Source organism: Legionella spiritensis, from assembly GCF_900186965.1.
Taxonomy (GTDB): domain Bacteria; phylum Pseudomonadota; class Gammaproteobacteria; order Legionellales; family Legionellaceae; genus Legionella_C; species Legionella_C spiritensis.
In genome coordinates this window covers 1074320-1092206 of the sequence record NZ_LT906457.1, presented here as the reverse complement: position 1 = coordinate 1092206, position 17887 = coordinate 1074320, and the positions used below count along the sequence as shown (strand labels likewise).

Below are 17887 nucleotides of genomic sequence, written 5' to 3'. Positions count from 1 at the left end.
TATCATGCTGACTTTTTTTCCAGGGGATGACGTATTTTACTCAATGGTGTTAATGTTTTCATAATAAACATATAGCATAATTTATTTTAAATCTTAATTATGATAAATGATAATGTTAAATATCCGTTCAATTCAACTCAGTATTAAAAGCGATAAGAATTCACATAGATTTTTTACAACCGACCAGTCAAAACAATCTCCTCCTTACGGATCTGGTGTTATCCCTTCATCAAGCTTAAATGACTTATATCGAGTTGATAGTGTTGAGATCAATTCACAATCTAACCAACCTGCATTGAAGCTTAACCTCTTGGAGCTTCTTTGCTTTCGAATTGCCTGTCTACAAGGTTTCATAAGTCCTAAGGATGTGGTGCAGCATCAGGGAAGCACACGGTTAATTGGTACCACCTCCAGTGAAGCAAGTGTTTTAAAGATGTCACAGTCCTGGGGTACGCATCGCAATGCGATTTTTACTATTAATCCTCGTTTGTTACAAGCTCAGTTGATTGACGTAGATGCCACAATAAAACGTAGTGGTACTGGCTTTTACACACCAATTCCAGAGCATGAGCATGCGCTCATGGTATTACCTATTTCAGCAATCAGGGAGATTAGGTTACTTGAATGCGGGCAATCTATAGTAAACCCATTGTACATAGAACCAACTCTTGAAGTGGTTGAAGAATTTCAAACAATATTCAAAAAACAATTAGCCTTCCTTGAACGTCTTTATAACGAAGGCAAGAGCATGACGTCGAATCAACGTCAGAATGAACTGATCGGCGTAATCGAACAGACGGCAGAGTTTTTCCATGCACGATTAGGGCGGGAAAATCCGTTTAATATGACCCTGGTTCAACTATGTAATCGTTATGGCGGTAGTAATCTGTCCAATGAACAATTAAGCAAATATTCTTCCACTACGACTGTTTTGGATGTGCTAAAATGTGATGGTGATGAGCTATTTATGAAACACAACCACTACAGGAAATTGCTGGGTCAGAAATCTCTTCGAGAAGCCATCGAGCGCGCCAATGAAGAAAATGGCTATGGCTCTCCAAGATCCAGTAATTCTTTTGACTAATAAAAATTTCGGTAATGCCTTGAATTTATTAAACATACGTTTCTCAAGAATTCAAATCGATTTATAGGTTAAAAGTTGGATTTGTTACGGTATTAGGTTCTTTCATGCTCATTTATTGCAAAGGCCAAAATATTGGGATAACTATAATAGCTGTCACAAAGTTAATGATATTCAGTGGTATACCCACTTTCAAAAAATCTTTGAATCGATAATTACCAGCATTATAGACATAGGTATTTGTTTGATAACCTAACGGCGTTGCAAAACTGGCACTTGCGGCAAACATAATTGCTACAATAAATGGGTGCGGATTAAGTCCAAGTTTCATTGTCAAACCGATAACCAACGGCGTTATTAATACCGCAGCAGCATTGTTGGTCATAAACTCGGTCACAAAGCTCGTAATCAAATAAATTGAAGCTAAAATCGCTACTGGACCATACTGTTGAGAATAGGTTGCAATATTTTGAATCAGAAAAGCCGCTATACCAGTCTTTTCCAAAGCGGTAGATAAAGAAAGCATCCCAAAAATTAACATTAAAATACGCCAATCAATTGACTCATAGGCATTTCGTGCTGTTATACAATTAGTTGCCATAACAATAACGGCACCAATAATCGCCAAACCCGATATTGGCATTATGTTTAATGCTGAAAGTGCAACAACTCCGATAATGGTTGCTATTGAAATAAATCCTTTTTTACTAAAAGGTCTCTTTTGAAACTGGGTGAAACTTAAAATATCTTCTTGCCCAAAAAAATAGGATAAATCTGAAGGTGTACCTTCTATCAATAATACATCGCCAAATTTCAAAGGGGATTTTTGGAAGTCATACTCAATGACCTGGCCGCGACGATGTATTGCCCATATGTGGCAGTGGTATCTTCGCTGAATCCAGGATGAGCTAATCATGTTATTAATCAATTTGGAACCTGGACCGACAATCCCCTCAAGGACAATTGATTCTGGAATATCTTTAAATTGTAAATATTTCTGGTGCTCACCAAAAGTTATTCCCTGCAATTTTGAAATGGCTAACAATTCCTCTTTACTGGCTCGAAACATCACTCTATCGTAAGGTTTTAATTTTGTATTCCGCAATAGGTGATCCAATCTCAAGGATTTTTTTTTGTGCTTATTTGAATTGGCAGCATCCTTATTCAACCCCTCAGACAAGCTTATTTCATTTCGGATGATATCAATAACAAAGACAGAGGGCGCTTGTATGGAAATGACGTCACTTAGGGTCTTTTCAATAAAAGGGGAGTCTGGAAGTACCATACCAAAAGCAAAAAACTGTTTTTCCCCATAGCCTGATGCTAAAACCTCATCCGTAAACAAGGGTCTTATCGGCAACAGATAACGACCTGCGGTTGATAGGAATATAATGCCAGCCACGGCCATAATTAACCCAGGAAATGTAATATCAAAGATATTAAAAGCAGGTACATTCGTATCATTGACAATTCCATTGATTAACAGGTTGGTTGATGTACCAATCAATGTACAAGTCCCACCCATGATAGCAATATATGACAAAGGAATAAGGAATTTAGATGGGTATTTGTTAAATTTACGGGCCAATTTGATAACTACGGGAGTTAAAATTATTACAATGGGTGTGTTATTCATAAACGCTGAAGCAATTAATACAAAGGCAAAAAAAACAATCATTGCAAGCGAAAAACTTTTTTCCGCGAACTGAATGATATAATCAACCATTAAATCCAGAACACCTGTCATTTGTAATGATGCGCCAATAATAAACATAGCAGCAATGGTAACTGGTGCATTGTTACTAAACACGGCCAGGACTTCACGTGTAGATATCACCCCTAATGCAAGCAATGCCGCCATTGTAATTAATGCCGTCAAATAAGCAGGAATTTTTTCACGAACGAAACTTATCACAGACCAAACTAATAAAATCGTTGTTACCAAAATTTTAAAGTGGAGTCCAATTCCATCTAACATTTCAAATTCCTCTATCGCAACAAAAAGACATCTTCTACACTAATTTTTCTATATTTATCAACAATAAGTTATGACATAACAAAATCATAAAGTAAAATGAGGGTTACAAGATTTCGTATTCACTGTTTATTATCATGCTCGATATCGAGCATGGTAATAAAATAGACATCGTCACTGCAATTTATGGGCGGTGACGATGAAAATCGTCCTTTATTTTACCGTGTAAAATCAAAAGGTTACGCCATTTTATTCAAAAGAGATCAACGTGCTTGAACAAAAGGCCCGCTATAAATCCTTGCCCATCTTGCACCGATTTGATGACTTTTAATTAGCACATGAATATGATTATTTCTTAATGAGTTGATTAAAAATATGGAAATCTAAAATCTTATTTTTTAACCGCATAACAGAAAAACACTGCATTATGCGGTGGTTTTCTGTTATGCAGACGTTCTTTCACTAAATAGAAATTGTGTTTAACTGGCAATATAATGACTTTTTAGCTGAAAGAGAGATTGTTTTGTTTACTAAAAAAATTGCCTCGTTAATACTATCATCAGTCGTTTTAACCATTTCTTCTCTCATATATTTTCGGTCATCAACGGAAGATATGGATGAAAGCAGCTTGGAGACCTTACTCTGGCTTTCTGTTTTATCGCTGTTGGCAGGAGCTAACGAAGCATTGGAAGTTTATGATCATCTAAAAGTCGAAACCAACTCATCCGCCAGTCCGCCGCACGGTGATGTTCAGCAACATGTCATAGCGCCTTCTTATAGTTTTAGTAAAGCGGCCGTTGCAGGCATCACCAGCCCGATGCTGGTTGCCTGCTCTTATGCGCATATACTTCAAGGAGTTGCTTTATCAAAAGCACTCTATGGAGAAGATGGAATTTATTCCACTGTCTTATCAACCACCTTGATGCTGCCAGCATTGGTAAAATTTTCAGTAATATCTCTTCCTCATGCTTACCATGCGTTAATGGGCTCTCGAGAGTCTTTTAGTTTGAGGGTAACTAACAATAAAGTCTCGAAGGCTGCAGGAATATCACTACCGCCACTTAAATGGTGGGTTATGCTAGGTGTTATGACCGCGCTACATATTCCTGAAGGCCGACTGATTGCCTCACCAATAGAGCACCCTCTTTTAAATCGATTAGCCAAATATGGATTTGCCCTCGCCGAATCTATACCGCATATTAATCAACTTGAGCAGGTTCCACATAATTTAAACGAACTAAGGCGCGTTCCCAAGGCTCAACTGGCAATATACTTCATAGTCGGCTGTGTGTCTGGCCTTATTCATTCTTCTCAAACGATTCTGGCGGTTTTTGCTAACCAGGAAAATATGTTGGAATTTATTAGTCCAGCGTTTGAATTTCTCGTCGGCTTTCTGGAAAGTCAACAACATTTAGTACCCGCTATAAATCGTTTCGGTTTGTTTGGAAGGTCAAAATCAAACCAGGATGAAACAGGCGAGACAATGGCCGCAGATAATATCATCACCATGGGCATTGGGCGGGGTTAATGTTATACCATTGCCGATTTTTCATGGACAGTAAAGTGTAATAAATGGTTACCCGGTCATCAAGCGGAGCCAGAGAAACTGAAACAGGAGAAGAGAAACATCCCTGTATCCCTCTCGACATCTATAAATGGTATTGGCCTGCATCCTTTAGGAACAAGCAGGTCCGATTGAACAGGTGGCCACTTCAATATAATCGGATAAGAGCTTTGGAGACATAACACTTGCCAGCTCCGGCGTAGTGTGTCCCGTTCTTAATGCCTGCATGCCTTGATCACTCAGTAAAAGATTGAGATGCTGGGTGTAAGCCGGCATGGCTATTGCCTGTTTTAGCGTGATAAGCTTCTCTCTTAATGCCTGTAATCCATTATTACTTAATAAATTTTCCAGTTGAAAGCTTTCAGATATGGTCATGGCCTCTTCAAAGGTGATATGCCCTTCTTTTAATGCCTGCAAGCCATTCTCACTCAGTAATGGCCTTACATGCTCTTTTAAAGTTAGGGCTGCTATCTGGTCGGACGTGATAAAACCCTCTTTTAATGCCTGTAAACTGTTATCACTCAATAATTGCTCCAGGCAATATGGTGAAGGCATGTCCGCTACCTGATCTAACGTGACAAGCTTCTCTCTTAATGCCTCTAACCTACCTGGATTCTTAAATAAGATTTTAAGTTCGCCTGGAGAGAAAGTCCTTGCCTGCTCAATCGTGATAAGCTTCTCTTGTAAGGCCAGCAAGCCATTATTGCTCAGTATCTCCGATAAAATCCCGCCGCCCATGTCGCATGCCAATTCGGGGGTGATCAGCTTGTCTCTTAACGCCCGCAAGCCATTAGCACTCAGTAAATTACTGAGCTTAAAATTTTTAGACATGGCTATTACTTGCTCCGCGGTGATGAGCTTTTCCCTTAATGCCGCCAAACCAATTGGACTTAATAAATGCTTGAGATGCCTGTCGCAAGATATGGCTTGTACCTGCGCCAGGGTGATGTGATTTTCTCTTAATGCCGCCAGGCCATAATCATTCAGTAATACTTCAAGACGAGCCGGTAAATAAATGGCATTGGTCTGCTCCGGTGTGAAAAGTTTTTCTCTTAATGCTTGTACGCCAATATCACTTAGCAATAGTTTGAGATGAACGTCGGTATTCATCGCGCCCACCTGCGCCGCGGTTAACAATTCTTGTTGGCGTTTTTGGCGATCTAACTTCCATAGCCGTTGAATATCTTCTGCCAGCGATAAATCATACACTTCAGACAAAACCAATGGTTGCAGTTTCGGAGATAATTTCTCTACTCTTGCAAAGAAATCCGTTCGACTTTCAGCACCTTTTTCTTTCCAATGTGGGTCATCTTCGGTTAAGTCATACCAGGTTTTACTGACCAGTTGACACACACGAAAGGTTTCAGATCCAGTGAATTGTAAAATACATTGCAGTGCGTATTTATCCTCCAATGTTTTTTCTTTCGCATCAAAAAATAAGGCCATAGGTTTGCTCTCCCATCTAAAAAGTGTGACACACTATCACAATGCCTAATTAGATGACAATAAAGATTTTTTTTGCAAAAATATCCAATATGCCTGCAACCGTATTGCTGGTTACATCACCTAAAAGTTCACTGTAAATAATTCTTTATTCAATAATAGCTCTTATTTTTTTATTAAAGAGTTCAAGGCGATCTTCTTCGATTCCACCTCTGGCCACCATAAGAATCAATAAAGCAACACTTCACGAAATAACTTTAAGTGTTGTTGAGTAATAGCTGGTGATGTATATCCTCGAGCAACGCTCAGGGCTTTTTTGCATAGCTTTTGGTAATCTATATCCGGAATTTTTAATAGCTCCATAATTCCATCAGCCAATTGTTGAGCAGATTCACTGTCTATAATTTTCCCTACTGCGAAATATTCTGGCCCCCCACTACGGCTTACAACCATAGGCAAACCACAGCCCATGGCTTCCAAACAGGAAATACCAAATCCTTCACTGCGAGATGGCAACACACTCAAATAAGAAATATGATGAATGTCAGCAACGCCTTCGGGAGATTGATGACCAACAAAATGTATATTTTCCAAACTATATGAATCTATATTCATGCCTTCTATAATATTTTTTATTTCACCGGAACCCATCACAATAATATGGATATTCATACTGGAATCGAGTAATTTATTGGCTTGCAGTAAGATATCGATTCCTTTTGTTAGTGATAGTTTACCCGCGAAATCGATAATCCGTGCATTGAAGGGAATATTAAGGCCCAATTTATGTAGAATTTCTTCACGATTCACTTCTTTTGGTTTAAAAATTGTTTCATCATAGCCGTTTGCAAGGACTACAATCTTGCTTTCATTTACATGATAAAGCTCTATCACTTCTTTTTTTACGGACTCTGAAATAGCTATGATTTTTTTAGCTCCATTCGCAGCATCAATCGCTTTTTTTTGCACGTTAGGATCATAACGAAAACCCATCTGATCACTGTGATGAGCTGTTACAATGTAATCCAGACCCATTTGATGAAGCAACCAACAGGGATACCAAATATGATGACATTCAATAATGTCAGGTTTAAACGAATGTATCAGCGGCAACAATTGGCGATGCAATTCATGCTCATAGGTATAAAGCTGCTTGTCAGAAAGTACTTTGAAGGTGATTGCCTCCGGGTTTCTTGGGTGAGGGTCCGTTATCATTAGAGGGAAAGTGTGTATGGACGATATGCTTGTTTTGATTGGAAAATTCCAAATATAATAAAGCGCTGGATTACTGTAATATTCCTCTTTATCTATGGATTCAACATTTGCGTCAGGAAAAAAAATTTTTACTTCATGGCCTAATTTTACAAGCTCTTTTGCAAGACATTTAATTAAAGTAAAACTGCCCGTTCCCCATGGGCCTGTATTAATAAATAATATTTTCATCAAACAACGCTCCCTGTTGATACCATTGCACTTTGCTAATTTGCGATAAAGTTATGAATTGTTTGCTCCGACGTCCATAGCTGTCCTATGCAAATTCGTAGTTAAACAGCCGCCGGCAATTGAACGAAACAATGTAACATATATTTCCATCTATACACGTAATCTCCTCCTGTGCTAGATTCAAGTTCAACAGCAATCAGGATCAATTGTATTAGCAGGGTCGGATCCAACCCTGGTTGGCTGCAATAGTTCAAACGTGAGTCGAATGCTGATACTCATTAAGAATATCCTCTATAATCTGATGACTTCTACCAGCTTCCACCGCATTGGTTTTACTCATGCCAGAAGCAATGATTAAGGCTTTCCACAAAGCCCATCCCCTGGCACGTCGCCACGTATTATTGTCTAAAGCCATTGCTTCCTTAAATACTTGCCTGCCCTTACTTCCGAAATAATTCCAGGCCATAACCAAATCACAGGCTGGATCACCCACTGACAATAAGCCAAAATCGATAACCGCATGCAAATGTTCATCTCTGACAATCAGGTTACCGGGACTAATATCGCCATGAACCCAGACAGGAGGATTTTGCCATCTGGCAGTCAACGCAATCTCCCAAATGCTGAGTGCTGTTTTTGCATCTATAGATTTCTCAAGAATCTGTATCGCTTGCCTTGTTTCTACATCATACACTACCAGTGAACCACCACGATAAAAATTATGAGCGCCTGGTGCTGGCCCTTCCATGGCCGGAATTTGATATAAATGAGTAAGAAAATCAGCAAGCTCTTTGGCTAGTGTTTGTTTATCAACTGCGACTTCAGCGAGGGTTTCCCCCCCGATCCATTCATATACCGACCAGTTAAAAGGATAGCCAAATTCCGGCTGACCGAGCGCTAATGGTTTTGGTATTTGCAGCGGCAATTTTGATGCAAGTTTAGGGAGCCAGGCTTGCTCTTTATCTACTTGAGCGGCGTATGATTCAGCACTTGGCAAGCGAACCAGCATGTCATCACCTAAATGGTAAGTTCTGTTGTCCCATCCGCTTAAAGCTACTGGTTTAACTGGTAAATCCTTCCACTGGGGGAATTGGGAAAGTATTAACTGTTTTACCAGATCTGAATTTATGTTCACTAACTGATTTGTCATAATGTCATCTTGAAATGAGTAGTCTTTCTGTCTCAATCATCTTCTTTTTTTAAATTTTCAACGAAAAGTCTCATCTTATAATGAGGTACGGGGTGCCAGGGTGCAATAAATTCATCAAAAATTTGAAAACCGTCTTTTTGATAAACATGCACGGCCCTCACATTTGATTGTTCCGGGTCAATTATAATTTCAGTTGCATTGGAGAATTGCGATAAAATAAACTCCTGAATCATTTGCACAGCCAGCCCTTTACCCAGATAATCCAAATTGCCAATAAATAAATCCAGTGTTACAGCACCGTTGGGGTGCGTGTCTGAGGGTTCAATATCCGAAGTCATTAAGTATGCAAAAGGAATATCATTGTCCATGACAAGCCAATGTGCTGCCCAGGCTTCTCTTCCTTTTACAAAATTATCCAGATCTTCAATGGTATTATTTAAGCCATCCCCATGCAGCCATTCATTGATATGGGGTTTATGAACCCAGTCCATGACTAATGGCTGTTCGGATGACGTTACCTTCTTGCAAGAAAAGCGATAGGTTATATTCATTATTCAGGTCATTATATCCTCGATGGCTGTATTGTACTGTAAACTCCCCCTTTTTAGTGTCACACTAGAAAGGGAGGTTTACATCCTCAGCCATAAGCACGAGAACGGTTAGTACCTGGGTTCCCCAATTTTTTCGAGGCAATTTGCGGATCATTGTCAGGTATTTCCGGGAAAAGCGATAGTGAGTAACCAGTTGGCTTTTCAGAATTTGCAGATCCGGCATTTTCCAGACTATTTTGATTCCATTCGATTTGCGAACATTCAGGTTGCGAAGGAGCGACCATTGCTTGCAGGAGAGATTCCGTTTTGGTTGGTTTTAACACCTCTCCGGCACAAATAACCTCTGTATCCAGGGGGTGCTCTTCATAACTGGATTGTATTTGTTCCGTTTTTTCTGGTTGTTCATGCCCTTCATATGGCGGGGCTGAAGCAGCCCACATTATATCGGATAAGGAAGAAGCGGAAGGTTCGTGTTGTTTCCAAAGCGATAAATAAGGATGTTCACTTAACTGCTTTACTTTTTCCAGGGCATGATCATTTGTCGAGGCAACATTTGCAAAATCCATCTCAGGGTGAGTAGAGCCGGGAATAGCCTTCATAGCCATGAGATTCTCAGGCACAGGTAATGGCGGCGTCACGTTTAAATCTTTATATTTCATACAAATCCTTTTTAATTGACCATCGCCAAGTGCAATTTGCTCCTCTTCGGTAAAAGGAGCGGGATGTTTTCCTAACCACCTTCCCAGCACCTTTTCGGCAGCTGCTATTTTTGTTTCGGCACTGCAAGCCTTGCGATTATGCAATCGGAACATCCCGCCATGGTAAAAAGATGTGCCCTGCGATCGTCGATAATTAATATAACTGGCCAACTCCGTTATCCCTTGTAAATATAAATTTCCTTTATCGATTAATAATGAATCACATGATATTTTTCTTGTGTTATAAGTTTCGTATGCAATAGATCGTATAATCTTTAGCTCTTGCAGCGGATCCGGTAAGAGCCGATATACCTTTCTATCTTCGGCGAGCGCATTTAAAACATCTTTAAAAGTATATCGCTGAAAAAGAAACTGATTAAAAAATTTGAAATATTCTTTTAATCGGCTATCGGAACGTAGTTTTTTCTGTGAAAAAAGAGATTTTAATTGAGATGAATCAAGAGAATATAATAATTCTTTAGTCAGTGATGCCGATTGTTTTAAAATACAAGCCCAATCATCCGTTTTTAATTGGTTGAATATTTGAAAAATATCATCTTTTTCAAGAATCGCAATGCTTTTCAGTAATGGTTTAATAGCTTCCGGATGATAGCGGACCGCCAGCATCAGGGCGTTTGAACGCAAAGGCTCCGAATTAACCCGCTTCAATATATTGCCTCGATCTTGCACGCCAAGTTTTGCAATACTTTGAAGAATTGGCTTAATAACTTCAGGATGATAACGTATTGCCAGCATCAGGGCGTGATTTCCATTCTCATCAGGACATGCCAATATTTTTACCCGATTTTGCACACCAAATTTTGCAATACTCTGCAGAAATGGTCCAACGGCTTCCGATTGATGACATACTGCCAGAGTCAGGGGGTTGTATCTCCCCGCCTCGGTCTGCAACATCCACAGGATTATTTGCTCTTGTTCTGTAAGGGTCTCTATGCTTTCCAGAAGAGGTCCAATGACCTCTGGACAATTGCGTACCGCCAGTGTCAGGACATTCTCGTAACCCTTGTTAAACTGCGTCAATATCTCTTTCTGATTCCGTTTTTCATAGTTTTCAATAAGTTGCAGAAGTGGTTTAACGGCGTTTGGGCGATAGCGTACCGCCATCATCAGAGCGTTCCATCCGTCTACACTCACCTGCTTTAATATCTTGAGTTGATCCTCTATTTCAAGGGTTTCAATAAGTCGCAGAAGTGGTCCAACGGCGTGAGGATGATAGTATATTGCCATCATCAGAGCGTTCCATCCCATTGCACTACGCTCTGTTAAGACCCTGGTCTTTTTTTCACTGGTTGCAAGGGTTGTAACAGATCTAATGAGTAATAGAATATCCACTAAAGAAGATGATGAATATTGTAATGTATCATTCAGTTTTTTTGCCAACCGAGTTGTAATCATTTATTTTTGACCTGCTCAGAAAAATAGTTGGGCAAAATATTACCATAAAGGCCAAAATATTTCTATACATGGGCGTCATAACATCATTTTTTAGCTGAAGTTGTATAGGATTGCAGCGAACACCCAACCAACAAATTCCTCGTGTAGACGCAATGTATCCATTGTTGTTGCCATCTTTGATTTTTTGAAATAACATGCAGCGTTGCTCAATTTCAAAGGATAGGAAGAGGTTCATGATGAAAAAACTAATATACGGATTTATTTCAGCTTTATTCTTTAATCAACTCCACGCACAAGCATTACCTGTTTTTGATGATGTCATACAGCACCTTTCTAACGGACATGAAGTCAATCTTGTTGTTGATCTCAATCGTTGCACCATTGATGACCCCAATGAAGTAAAAATTCCCGCTGCAAAATGGTTTGTTAAGCCTCAGATAGTTACTTTTACTGACACATTCATTTCCATCGACGGCGTCAAATATGCACATGGCAGAGCGCCTTTGCCCGCCAGCGGGCTAGTACAAAAGGGAACTATCCTGGTAAATAATCAGGGCAATTCTCATATCGTTTTATCGTTCTTTGATGCGGAAACCAATAAAAAGTTAATGAACGATGTTAATATACAATGCAGCCTGAACAATGGGCTCCAGTTCTTTACCCGTTAATAAATGATAATACACATCGAAATATCCCCGTTCCTTATTATTTTGAGTTAATTAAAAATATGGGAATCGAAAGCCGTATACTTCATCCATTTCGTTTTGATCGGTTGTAAAATACAAATGGTTCTAAAATTGTCTACGTGCCGCGACTTGTTCGCGGCATCCAGGTGTGCGTAGCTCTGAACTTTGAACCACTGGTTCCCGCGAATACATCGCGGGACGTAAACGTTTTTCAAGAATTAAAACCATGCAAACAAAATGGAAACAGTACTAGTGCCTCGTCAAGATTGAATTTACGGGTTGGCGCCTGAATTTCGTTCAGATTTGTACGTTTTTTTGATGTAAAAAGCGCAGGACTAGCAGAGCTAATTTGAGCATTTTTGCATCAAAAAAACGTACAAAGATGAATGCAAGGCAGGTGATCACACCCGTAAATTCAATCTTGACGAAGCACTAGTTTTTAATTTTTAGTAGATTCGTATGGCTTGTATAACACAAGCTTCCTGGAAACTACGAAATTCATCGAATAACTTTTTATAAACATTCGCAAGATAGGATATAAAGTGAATTAGTTTTGACTTAATCTACAGCATAGGTTTTATGGAATCACGAAGTTACGCAATTCAAAAAAATGCCTAGGACTTGTTTTGTATGGCTTTGAGCCTTGATTTATCTTTGTACATACGCTGGTCAGCAATGGATAATAGTTTTTCCATCCGGCCTGCATCTTCAGGATAGCGCGCCATGCCAATGGCCATTTTAAGTTGGATATCATATTTAACACTGCGATAGGGATAATTAAAAATATCCCTGATGCGTGCTATAATTTTACTGGATATATCCTCTGCATTGCTATTTGAAACAATGCCAATAAATTCATCTCCACCTACTCGTGCTATAAAATCTTCATTACGAAAACAGTTACTTAAACGTTTGCTGGTTTCCACTAATATTTGATCCCCGACTTCGTGGCCATAACTATCATTAATAACCTTTAAACCATTTAAGTCCATGTATAATATTGTTAAATCATTTTTACCACGAATTCTTTTTCTTAACTCTTCATAAAAATATTTACGATTAGGCAATTTGCTTAATATATCGTGTCGCGACATGTGAAACAGCTTTTCCCTATCATTTTCCAATGCTCTTTGTTGCTGTAAATTTCGTTGTTCAAAAACATAAATCTCTAAAAGGAACGCTATAAGCACAGACAGGACTAATATCATAGCGAATACAAAATTCATCACCTGAATATACCAAATCAGTGATTCTGATGGGTGGAAAATAGCCTCATGAGGCAACACTAAAAATGCGATTATAGCTGCAATGCTTATTCCCCCATAAATTATCAGACCGGAAAATCCGGTTAAAGTCGCTGCAATAAGTGGCACTATATAAAACCAGACAAATAAGGACGTATTGATGCCACCTGCAACATAGTTAACACTTATAACAGTCAATAAAATCAAACTAGTTAGAAAGTGGCTGGATAATCGCACACAATGGTATAGTTTTAGAGTAATCAAATTGATTATGGATAACCCTATTCCTGTAGATAGCATAACAATGACAGACCAGTGATGTATTTTGGGTAGTAATAGCATGATCAGTACAAATAGAATAGTTTCTATACCAATCACAAATGTCATTCGATATTGGCGGCCAAACTGATGACCATTAAGGACTTCTTCCAACTGACCGGGTATTATTTTTCCCTTTGCCATTTAAAAATCACGCCTGATAAATATATATACAAAATGTAAGTCATTACCAGGATGAAAGCAAATCCAGGACTCGCACTAACTGTGTATCGCCAACTGATTGTCTATAATATTAATATATCAATATATGACCAATATGGACAAATGAGTTTCAATTATGCCTATTTATGTCTATACAATCCAACTGCTTCCCCATCAAATAGAGCATTTAAAAGAAGAAATACAATTTGATATTAATCCGCGGCGAGAAACCGCGCGCCAAAGTAAAAAATTACGCAATGCGATGATTAATGTTGGTGTGGCAGCAATGTGGGGCGGGGTGATACCGATGAGAAGCGATGTGTTATCACAACAGATAAATGCTGCTAATCGAGCAATGACGGAGCTTGAACGTAATCCCTATGGTACCGTTAAGTCCGGTAATCTTAATGGTGAGGTCTATATTGATAGTAAATCAATCAGTCAAGTACAAACGTTTGGGGAAAAGCAAGGTGAATATGTTCATCCCCCATGGAACAGTGAATTGATCACGCCTTATCGAGACACCTTTGACCCAGCGGATATAAACAAATCAAGAACCTATTTTTTTATTTCCACAGTTCCACCGGAAAGAGTTCATCAGGAAGGTGAGCTTACTCATGGTGTCATGGCAACAGACGTTGAGGATGTTGAAAGGTTTATAGAATGTGTGCGGGACGGTTCGTTGCAACTGGATTTAAAAGTATCTCCTGTGACGAAACCGCACGAAGTTGCCAGTACGATACCATTTGAGGTTGTCCATAGAATACCGCCGAAATATTTACTAACTGACGCTAAATCCCGGGTGAATATGGAAAAAATGTATTCCGAATTACTTGAAGACAGGCAAAAAATTCTTGAGTCCGTGCAAACCAACAAGACAAAACAGGAAAGTGTGAAGTATAAACTATTCCAGATGGCGCGGAGTAAAGTACCTTTGCCCCAAATAACGCCGCCAATAGAATTGATTAAAGAAAGTGAGTCCTATAATACCAAGGCTGAACTTTATCGGGACAAATTGGCTGTCGGAGTGATGAATAACAAGTTGGATCCCACTGAGAACAAACAAGCGTTTGAGAAACTGGTTAATACCTTAATATGGAGAGAAGATCCCATAAACAAAATCAATCAGTTAACCGGCGATGACCTCCTTAAGGCTACTCCGGAAGAGTTTAGCAGTTTAAATGACGATAAAAATGAAGCGATTAATTTAAAATTTCAAGCAATGAAGGAGGCATTTCAAAAAGTGACACCCGAAGATGCCGCACCTTCTACGGAAGCTATGAAAGCCTATAAAGATTCGCTCATTGATTTTATTGATACCAGTGAAAGGCATTGTAAAAGTTATGGGGAATTAAATGTCCTGCACACAAAAATGAATGAGGTAATCACTCAAGCAATGAAGCCGCCAGGTCTGGATGACGCACCAGGCCCACCACCTGGAACACCCTAGGTTCTGCAAATAGATAGATTTTATCTATCAAAAAAATAAATATAATCAATTTTACAAAAATCAGGAAGCCGGATATTCTTGTGTTAATGGAAAAACAGGGCATGGATGAAATCAAAAACACCCTAAGAGCACTATATAATTTAATTATGAACATCCTATTTTTGTTTTAAATTAAATCTTATGGTGCTCTAGAAAACCTCTCCGGAGATATACCATGATTTTTATAAAAAATAATGACCACTTAAATGACGTTGTTGATCCAGTTATTTACAAATTAGCGAAAGAAATTATTCGCCTGGAAACAAAGGAAACAGCTATTGATACCCATAATAAAAGCCTGGAGCAGGCTGAAGAGGAGTTTGAAAGTCATCCCTGGGCCAGGAAACCTTCCGGTAAACCCCGTGCAATGAGCACTTCGGATATAAATACCTTAAGTCATTTAAAAGAGGCAAAAGACGTATTGGCTAGTATAAAAGAAACCACTGTAAATGACGGAAATCAAAAAGACATCACCCTAAGCGTCCTGGCCGCATTCGAAACAGCATACGGTCAATCGCAGAAAGCCTGGTTCTCAAAAGGCCCATTTTCCAGTGTCGCCATAACCAGGCCTTACCAGCAAGCAATTACCAATGCGCTTGAAGTATTGGAGATTGACAAGCCTCGCTCCCAAAGTACATTTTCTATATTGAAGGCAGTCCAGGCTGCTATAAAATCAGAAGAATCACCGGCGGTTACGTCAGGTATTTGATTGAATTGATTGGCTGTTAACTGCCGAACGAAACGCCAGGCCCATGCTTGCTTCATTATGCCCCGAACGGGATAATATTGAAATTATCCCGTTCAGGGTATATATTTAATATTATCCCGTTCAGGGTATAAATATGTCTGGAAGTTATCATGCTTATTATTCGCTCACCAACTGAGTTGGCTATACTGATAAAGAATCAACGAAAAAAACTGGGATTAAGCCAGGCCGAAGTTGGCGACCTCGTAAACTTAAAACAAAAAACCATTTCCGCCATCGAAAATAGTCCGGAAAGCGTAAAGCTGGGTACTTTATTCCGGATATTATCTGCCATTGATCTGGAAATAAATATAGCGCCAAAAAATGAATCAGACGAAACAACCAGTCGATGGAACGATGAATGGTAAAAATACGTCAAACTCTTCATGTCTTGATAAATGGTTTCCTGGTTATTGAGCTAAACTAGTGCCTCGATTGCCCATAAATTTAGCCTCAATGTCTTTGCGAGTAAAACGAAGCAATCCGGTTTTTTGTGCTGCGAACTATTGGATTACTTCATTTCACTCAGATGATTCGCATATTCCCGATAATATGGTTCTTAAAATAGACAATATGTTGCTATCCAGTTTTAAATTATTCGGTTCTTTGGTTATTTGCAGGTAAAACAGTACCTTCTACCGATCCAAATCCTATTTTGTAATTTCCAATCTCACTGTATCCGGTCATGATGATAGTATCGCCATCTTCAAGAAAGGCTCTTTCACTCCCATCCTTTAGTTTTAAAGGTTCTTTGCCGTTAAACGTTATCTCCAGCAAACTCCCCCAGTTTTCTCGTTCGGGACCGCTGATTGTCCCTGTTCCCAATAAATCACCAGGTCTCATAACACAATTATTTACAGTGTGGTGAGCCAGCATTTGCTCCATACTCCAGTAAAGTTCTTTAGTACTCGTCTCACAAATGGTTGTTCTAACGTTTGAGCCTGCCGGTTGCAACTCAACTCTGAGTTTTATATGGGGTTGCCTCGGGGTTGTCTGGTAAAGATACTCCACAGGCCTGGGATTTTGTTCCGGTAAGTTTGCCATGGATAATTTCAAGGCATCCATTGGAACAACCCATGTTGAAATGGATGTTGCAAAACTTTTGGATAAAAACGGCCCCAAAGGTTGATATTCAAAAGCCTGTATATCTCTTGCGCTCCAGTCATTCAATAAAACACATCCAAAAATATGTGATTCGGCATGCTCAATTGCAATTGGCTTCCGGTCAGCATTACCTTCGCCGACAAAAAAACCCAGTTCCATCTCAAAATCGAGTTTTCGAGACGGAGCGTATACCGGAGGATCATCCGGAGTCAGCTTGATTTGCCCTTTGGGGCGAATAATACTTGTACCCGAGGGAAAAACGGTGCTTGCCCTTCCGTTATAGGCAACCGGCAGATATTTCCAGTTGGGCAGTAAAGGATTTTCATTTCCTCTGAACAACCGGCCAACATTGCTGGCATGATGCTCTCCGGCGTAGAAATCCGTATACCCTTCGATTTTAAACGGCAACATCATATTGACTGCACTCATGGGTATAAGCGCATGATTTAGTAAAAATTTATTATCCTGTAACTCGAAATTATCCACGCTTAACAAAGACTGTAGTCTTTTACGTACCGCAGACCAGATTTTTGGCCCCAATGAAGCGAAGTAATTTAAACTGGATTGATTGAATATCGATTCTTTACTATCAAAGGTGAGCAGCCCTTCTGTTTCAAGCAATGCCAAATCAAGTACATAATCGCCTATTGCTGTACCTATCCTGGGCAAATTATCGTTGATTTTCGAGAATACTCCGTAGGGGAGATTATATATAGAAAACAATGAATCCGTAGATCCTTCGATAAATGAAACCAGCTCCGAGTTAACACTATCCATCAATGATCTCCTCAATATCCTGCGTGCTGCAAATAATAAGG

At 39.3% G+C, this 17887-nt stretch carries 14 protein-coding genes; 6 read left to right on the top strand and 8 right to left on the bottom strand.

All coding sequences use genetic code 11. The annotated features are described in order from the left end of the window. Nucleotides 1-112 precede the first annotated feature (112 nt). Nucleotides 113-1084, top strand: a complete 972-nt coding sequence (locus CKW05_RS05015) for a hypothetical protein (protein ID WP_058483900.1) — start codon at nucleotides 113-115, stop codon at nucleotides 1082-1084. A 112-nt stretch (nucleotides 1085-1196) separates the two neighbouring features. Here the strand turns inward: CKW05_RS05015 and CKW05_RS05010 are convergent, their stop codons facing one another. Further along, nucleotides 1197-3059, bottom strand: a complete 1863-nt coding sequence (locus CKW05_RS05010; protein WP_058483901.1) for an SLC13 family permease — start codon at nucleotides 3057-3059, stop codon at nucleotides 1197-1199. Nucleotides 3060-3531: 472 nt separating this feature from the next. On the opposite strand from CKW05_RS05010, the gene CKW05_RS05005 reads away from it, so the two are divergent. Continuing rightward, nucleotides 3532-4584: a hypothetical protein gene (locus tag CKW05_RS05005; protein ID WP_133141180.1), complete on the top strand. Its 1053-nt coding sequence runs from the start codon at nucleotides 3532-3534 to the stop codon at nucleotides 4582-4584. Between the two features lie 147 nt (nucleotides 4585-4731). On the opposite strand, the gene CKW05_RS05000 is transcribed toward CKW05_RS05005, so the two are convergent. The 5 genes from CKW05_RS05000 to CKW05_RS04980 form a co-directional block, all read right to left on the bottom strand. Beyond that, nucleotides 4732-6066 carry a hypothetical protein gene (locus CKW05_RS05000; RefSeq protein WP_058483903.1) on the bottom strand — a complete coding sequence of 445 codons (1335 nt, stop codon included), beginning with the start codon at nucleotides 6064-6066 and terminating at the stop codon, nucleotides 4732-4734. A 225-nt stretch (nucleotides 6067-6291) separates the two neighbouring features. Then, nucleotides 6292-7506 carry a glycosyltransferase family 4 protein gene (locus tag CKW05_RS04995; RefSeq protein ID WP_058483904.1) on the bottom strand — a complete coding sequence of 405 codons (1215 nt, stop codon included), beginning with the start codon at nucleotides 7504-7506 and terminating at the stop codon, nucleotides 6292-6294. Nucleotides 7507-7756: 250 nt separating this feature from the next. After that, entirely contained in the window at nucleotides 7757-8656 is a 900-nt protein-coding gene (locus tag CKW05_RS04990) for an aminoglycoside phosphotransferase family protein (protein WP_058484036.1), read from the bottom strand. Nucleotides 8657-8688: 32 nt separating this feature from the next. Beyond that, entirely contained in the window at nucleotides 8689-9207 is a 519-nt protein-coding gene (locus CKW05_RS04985) for a GNAT family N-acetyltransferase (RefSeq protein WP_058483905.1), read from the bottom strand. Between the two features lie 86 nt (nucleotides 9208-9293). Beyond that, the gene (locus CKW05_RS04980) at nucleotides 9294-11306 is read right to left on the bottom strand and encodes an ankyrin repeat domain-containing protein (RefSeq protein WP_133141181.1); all 2013 of its coding nucleotides are present in this window, start codon (nucleotides 11304-11306) and stop codon (nucleotides 9294-9296) included. A gap of 248 nt (nucleotides 11307-11554) precedes the next feature. On the opposite strand from CKW05_RS04980, the gene CKW05_RS04970 reads away from it, so the two are divergent. Then, a complete protein-coding gene (locus tag CKW05_RS04970) occupies nucleotides 11555-11989 on the top strand; it encodes a hypothetical protein (RefSeq protein WP_058483908.1) in 435 nt (144 codons plus the stop codon). Between the two features lie 632 nt (nucleotides 11990-12621). Here the strand turns inward: CKW05_RS04970 and CKW05_RS04965 are convergent. Further along, entirely contained in the window at nucleotides 12622-13713 is a 1092-nt protein-coding gene (locus CKW05_RS04965; protein WP_058484585.1) for a GGDEF domain-containing protein, read from the bottom strand. A 154-nt stretch (nucleotides 13714-13867) separates the two neighbouring features. Between CKW05_RS04965 and CKW05_RS04960 the strand changes: the two genes are divergently transcribed. From CKW05_RS04960 to CKW05_RS04950, 3 genes are all read left to right on the top strand, one after another. Beyond that, nucleotides 13868-15181, top strand: coding sequence for a hypothetical protein (locus tag CKW05_RS04960; RefSeq protein ID WP_058484586.1), 1314 nt, complete (start codon nucleotides 13868-13870; stop codon nucleotides 15179-15181). Between the two features lie 214 nt (nucleotides 15182-15395). Further along, nucleotides 15396-15929 (top strand): hypothetical protein, encoded by a 534-nt coding sequence (locus CKW05_RS04955; protein ID WP_058484587.1) that lies wholly within the window; start codon nucleotides 15396-15398, stop codon nucleotides 15927-15929. Nucleotides 15930-16078: 149 nt separating this feature from the next. Continuing rightward, on the top strand, nucleotides 16079-16333 hold the full coding sequence (locus CKW05_RS04950; protein WP_058484588.1) for a helix-turn-helix domain-containing protein: 255 nt from the start codon (nucleotides 16079-16081) through the stop codon (nucleotides 16331-16333). A gap of 226 nt (nucleotides 16334-16559) precedes the next feature. Here the strand turns inward: CKW05_RS04950 and fahA are convergent, their stop codons facing one another. Further along, nucleotides 16560-17846 (bottom strand): fumarylacetoacetase, encoded by a 1287-nt coding sequence (gene fahA, locus CKW05_RS04945; RefSeq protein ID WP_058484589.1) that lies wholly within the window; start codon nucleotides 17844-17846, stop codon nucleotides 16560-16562. Nucleotides 17847-17887: the final 41 nt, after the last annotated feature.

Bases quoted from the DNA above. Each gene is read 5' to 3' on its own strand.
- CKW05_RS04995 (WP_058483904.1), bottom strand. From the start codon at position 7,506: ATGAAAATATTATTTATTAATACAGGCCCATGGGGAACGGGCAGTTTT.
- CKW05_RS04960 (WP_058484586.1), top strand. From the start codon at position 13,868: ATGCCTATTTATGTCTATACAATCCAACTGCTTCCCCATCAAATAGAG.
- CKW05_RS04965 (WP_058484585.1), bottom strand. From the start codon at position 13,713: ATGGCAAAGGGAAAAATAATACCCGGTCAGTTGGAAGAAGTCCTTAAT.
- CKW05_RS04970 (WP_058483908.1), top strand. From the start codon at position 11,555: ATGATGAAAAAACTAATATACGGATTTATTTCAGCTTTATTCTTTAAT.
- CKW05_RS04955 (WP_058484587.1), top strand. From the start codon at position 15,396: ATGATTTTTATAAAAAATAATGACCACTTAAATGACGTTGTTGATCCA.
- fahA (WP_058484589.1), bottom strand. From the start codon at position 17,846: ATGGATAGTGTTAACTCGGAGCTGGTTTCATTTATCGAAGGATCTACG.
- CKW05_RS05010 (WP_058483901.1), bottom strand. From the start codon at position 3,059: ATGTTAGATGGAATTGGACTCCACTTTAAAATTTTGGTAACAACGATT.
- CKW05_RS04990 (WP_058484036.1), bottom strand. From the start codon at position 8,656: ATGACAAATCAGTTAGTGAACATAAATTCAGATCTGGTAAAACAGTTA.
- CKW05_RS05015 (WP_058483900.1), top strand. From the start codon at position 113: ATGTTAAATATCCGTTCAATTCAACTCAGTATTAAAAGCGATAAGAAT.
- CKW05_RS05000 (WP_058483903.1), bottom strand. From the start codon at position 6,066: ATGGCCTTATTTTTTGATGCGAAAGAAAAAACATTGGAGGATAAATAC.
- CKW05_RS04985 (WP_058483905.1), bottom strand. From the start codon at position 9,207: ATGAATATAACCTATCGCTTTTCTTGCAAGAAGGTAACGTCATCCGAA.
- CKW05_RS04950 (WP_058484588.1), top strand. From the start codon at position 16,079: ATGCTTATTATTCGCTCACCAACTGAGTTGGCTATACTGATAAAGAAT.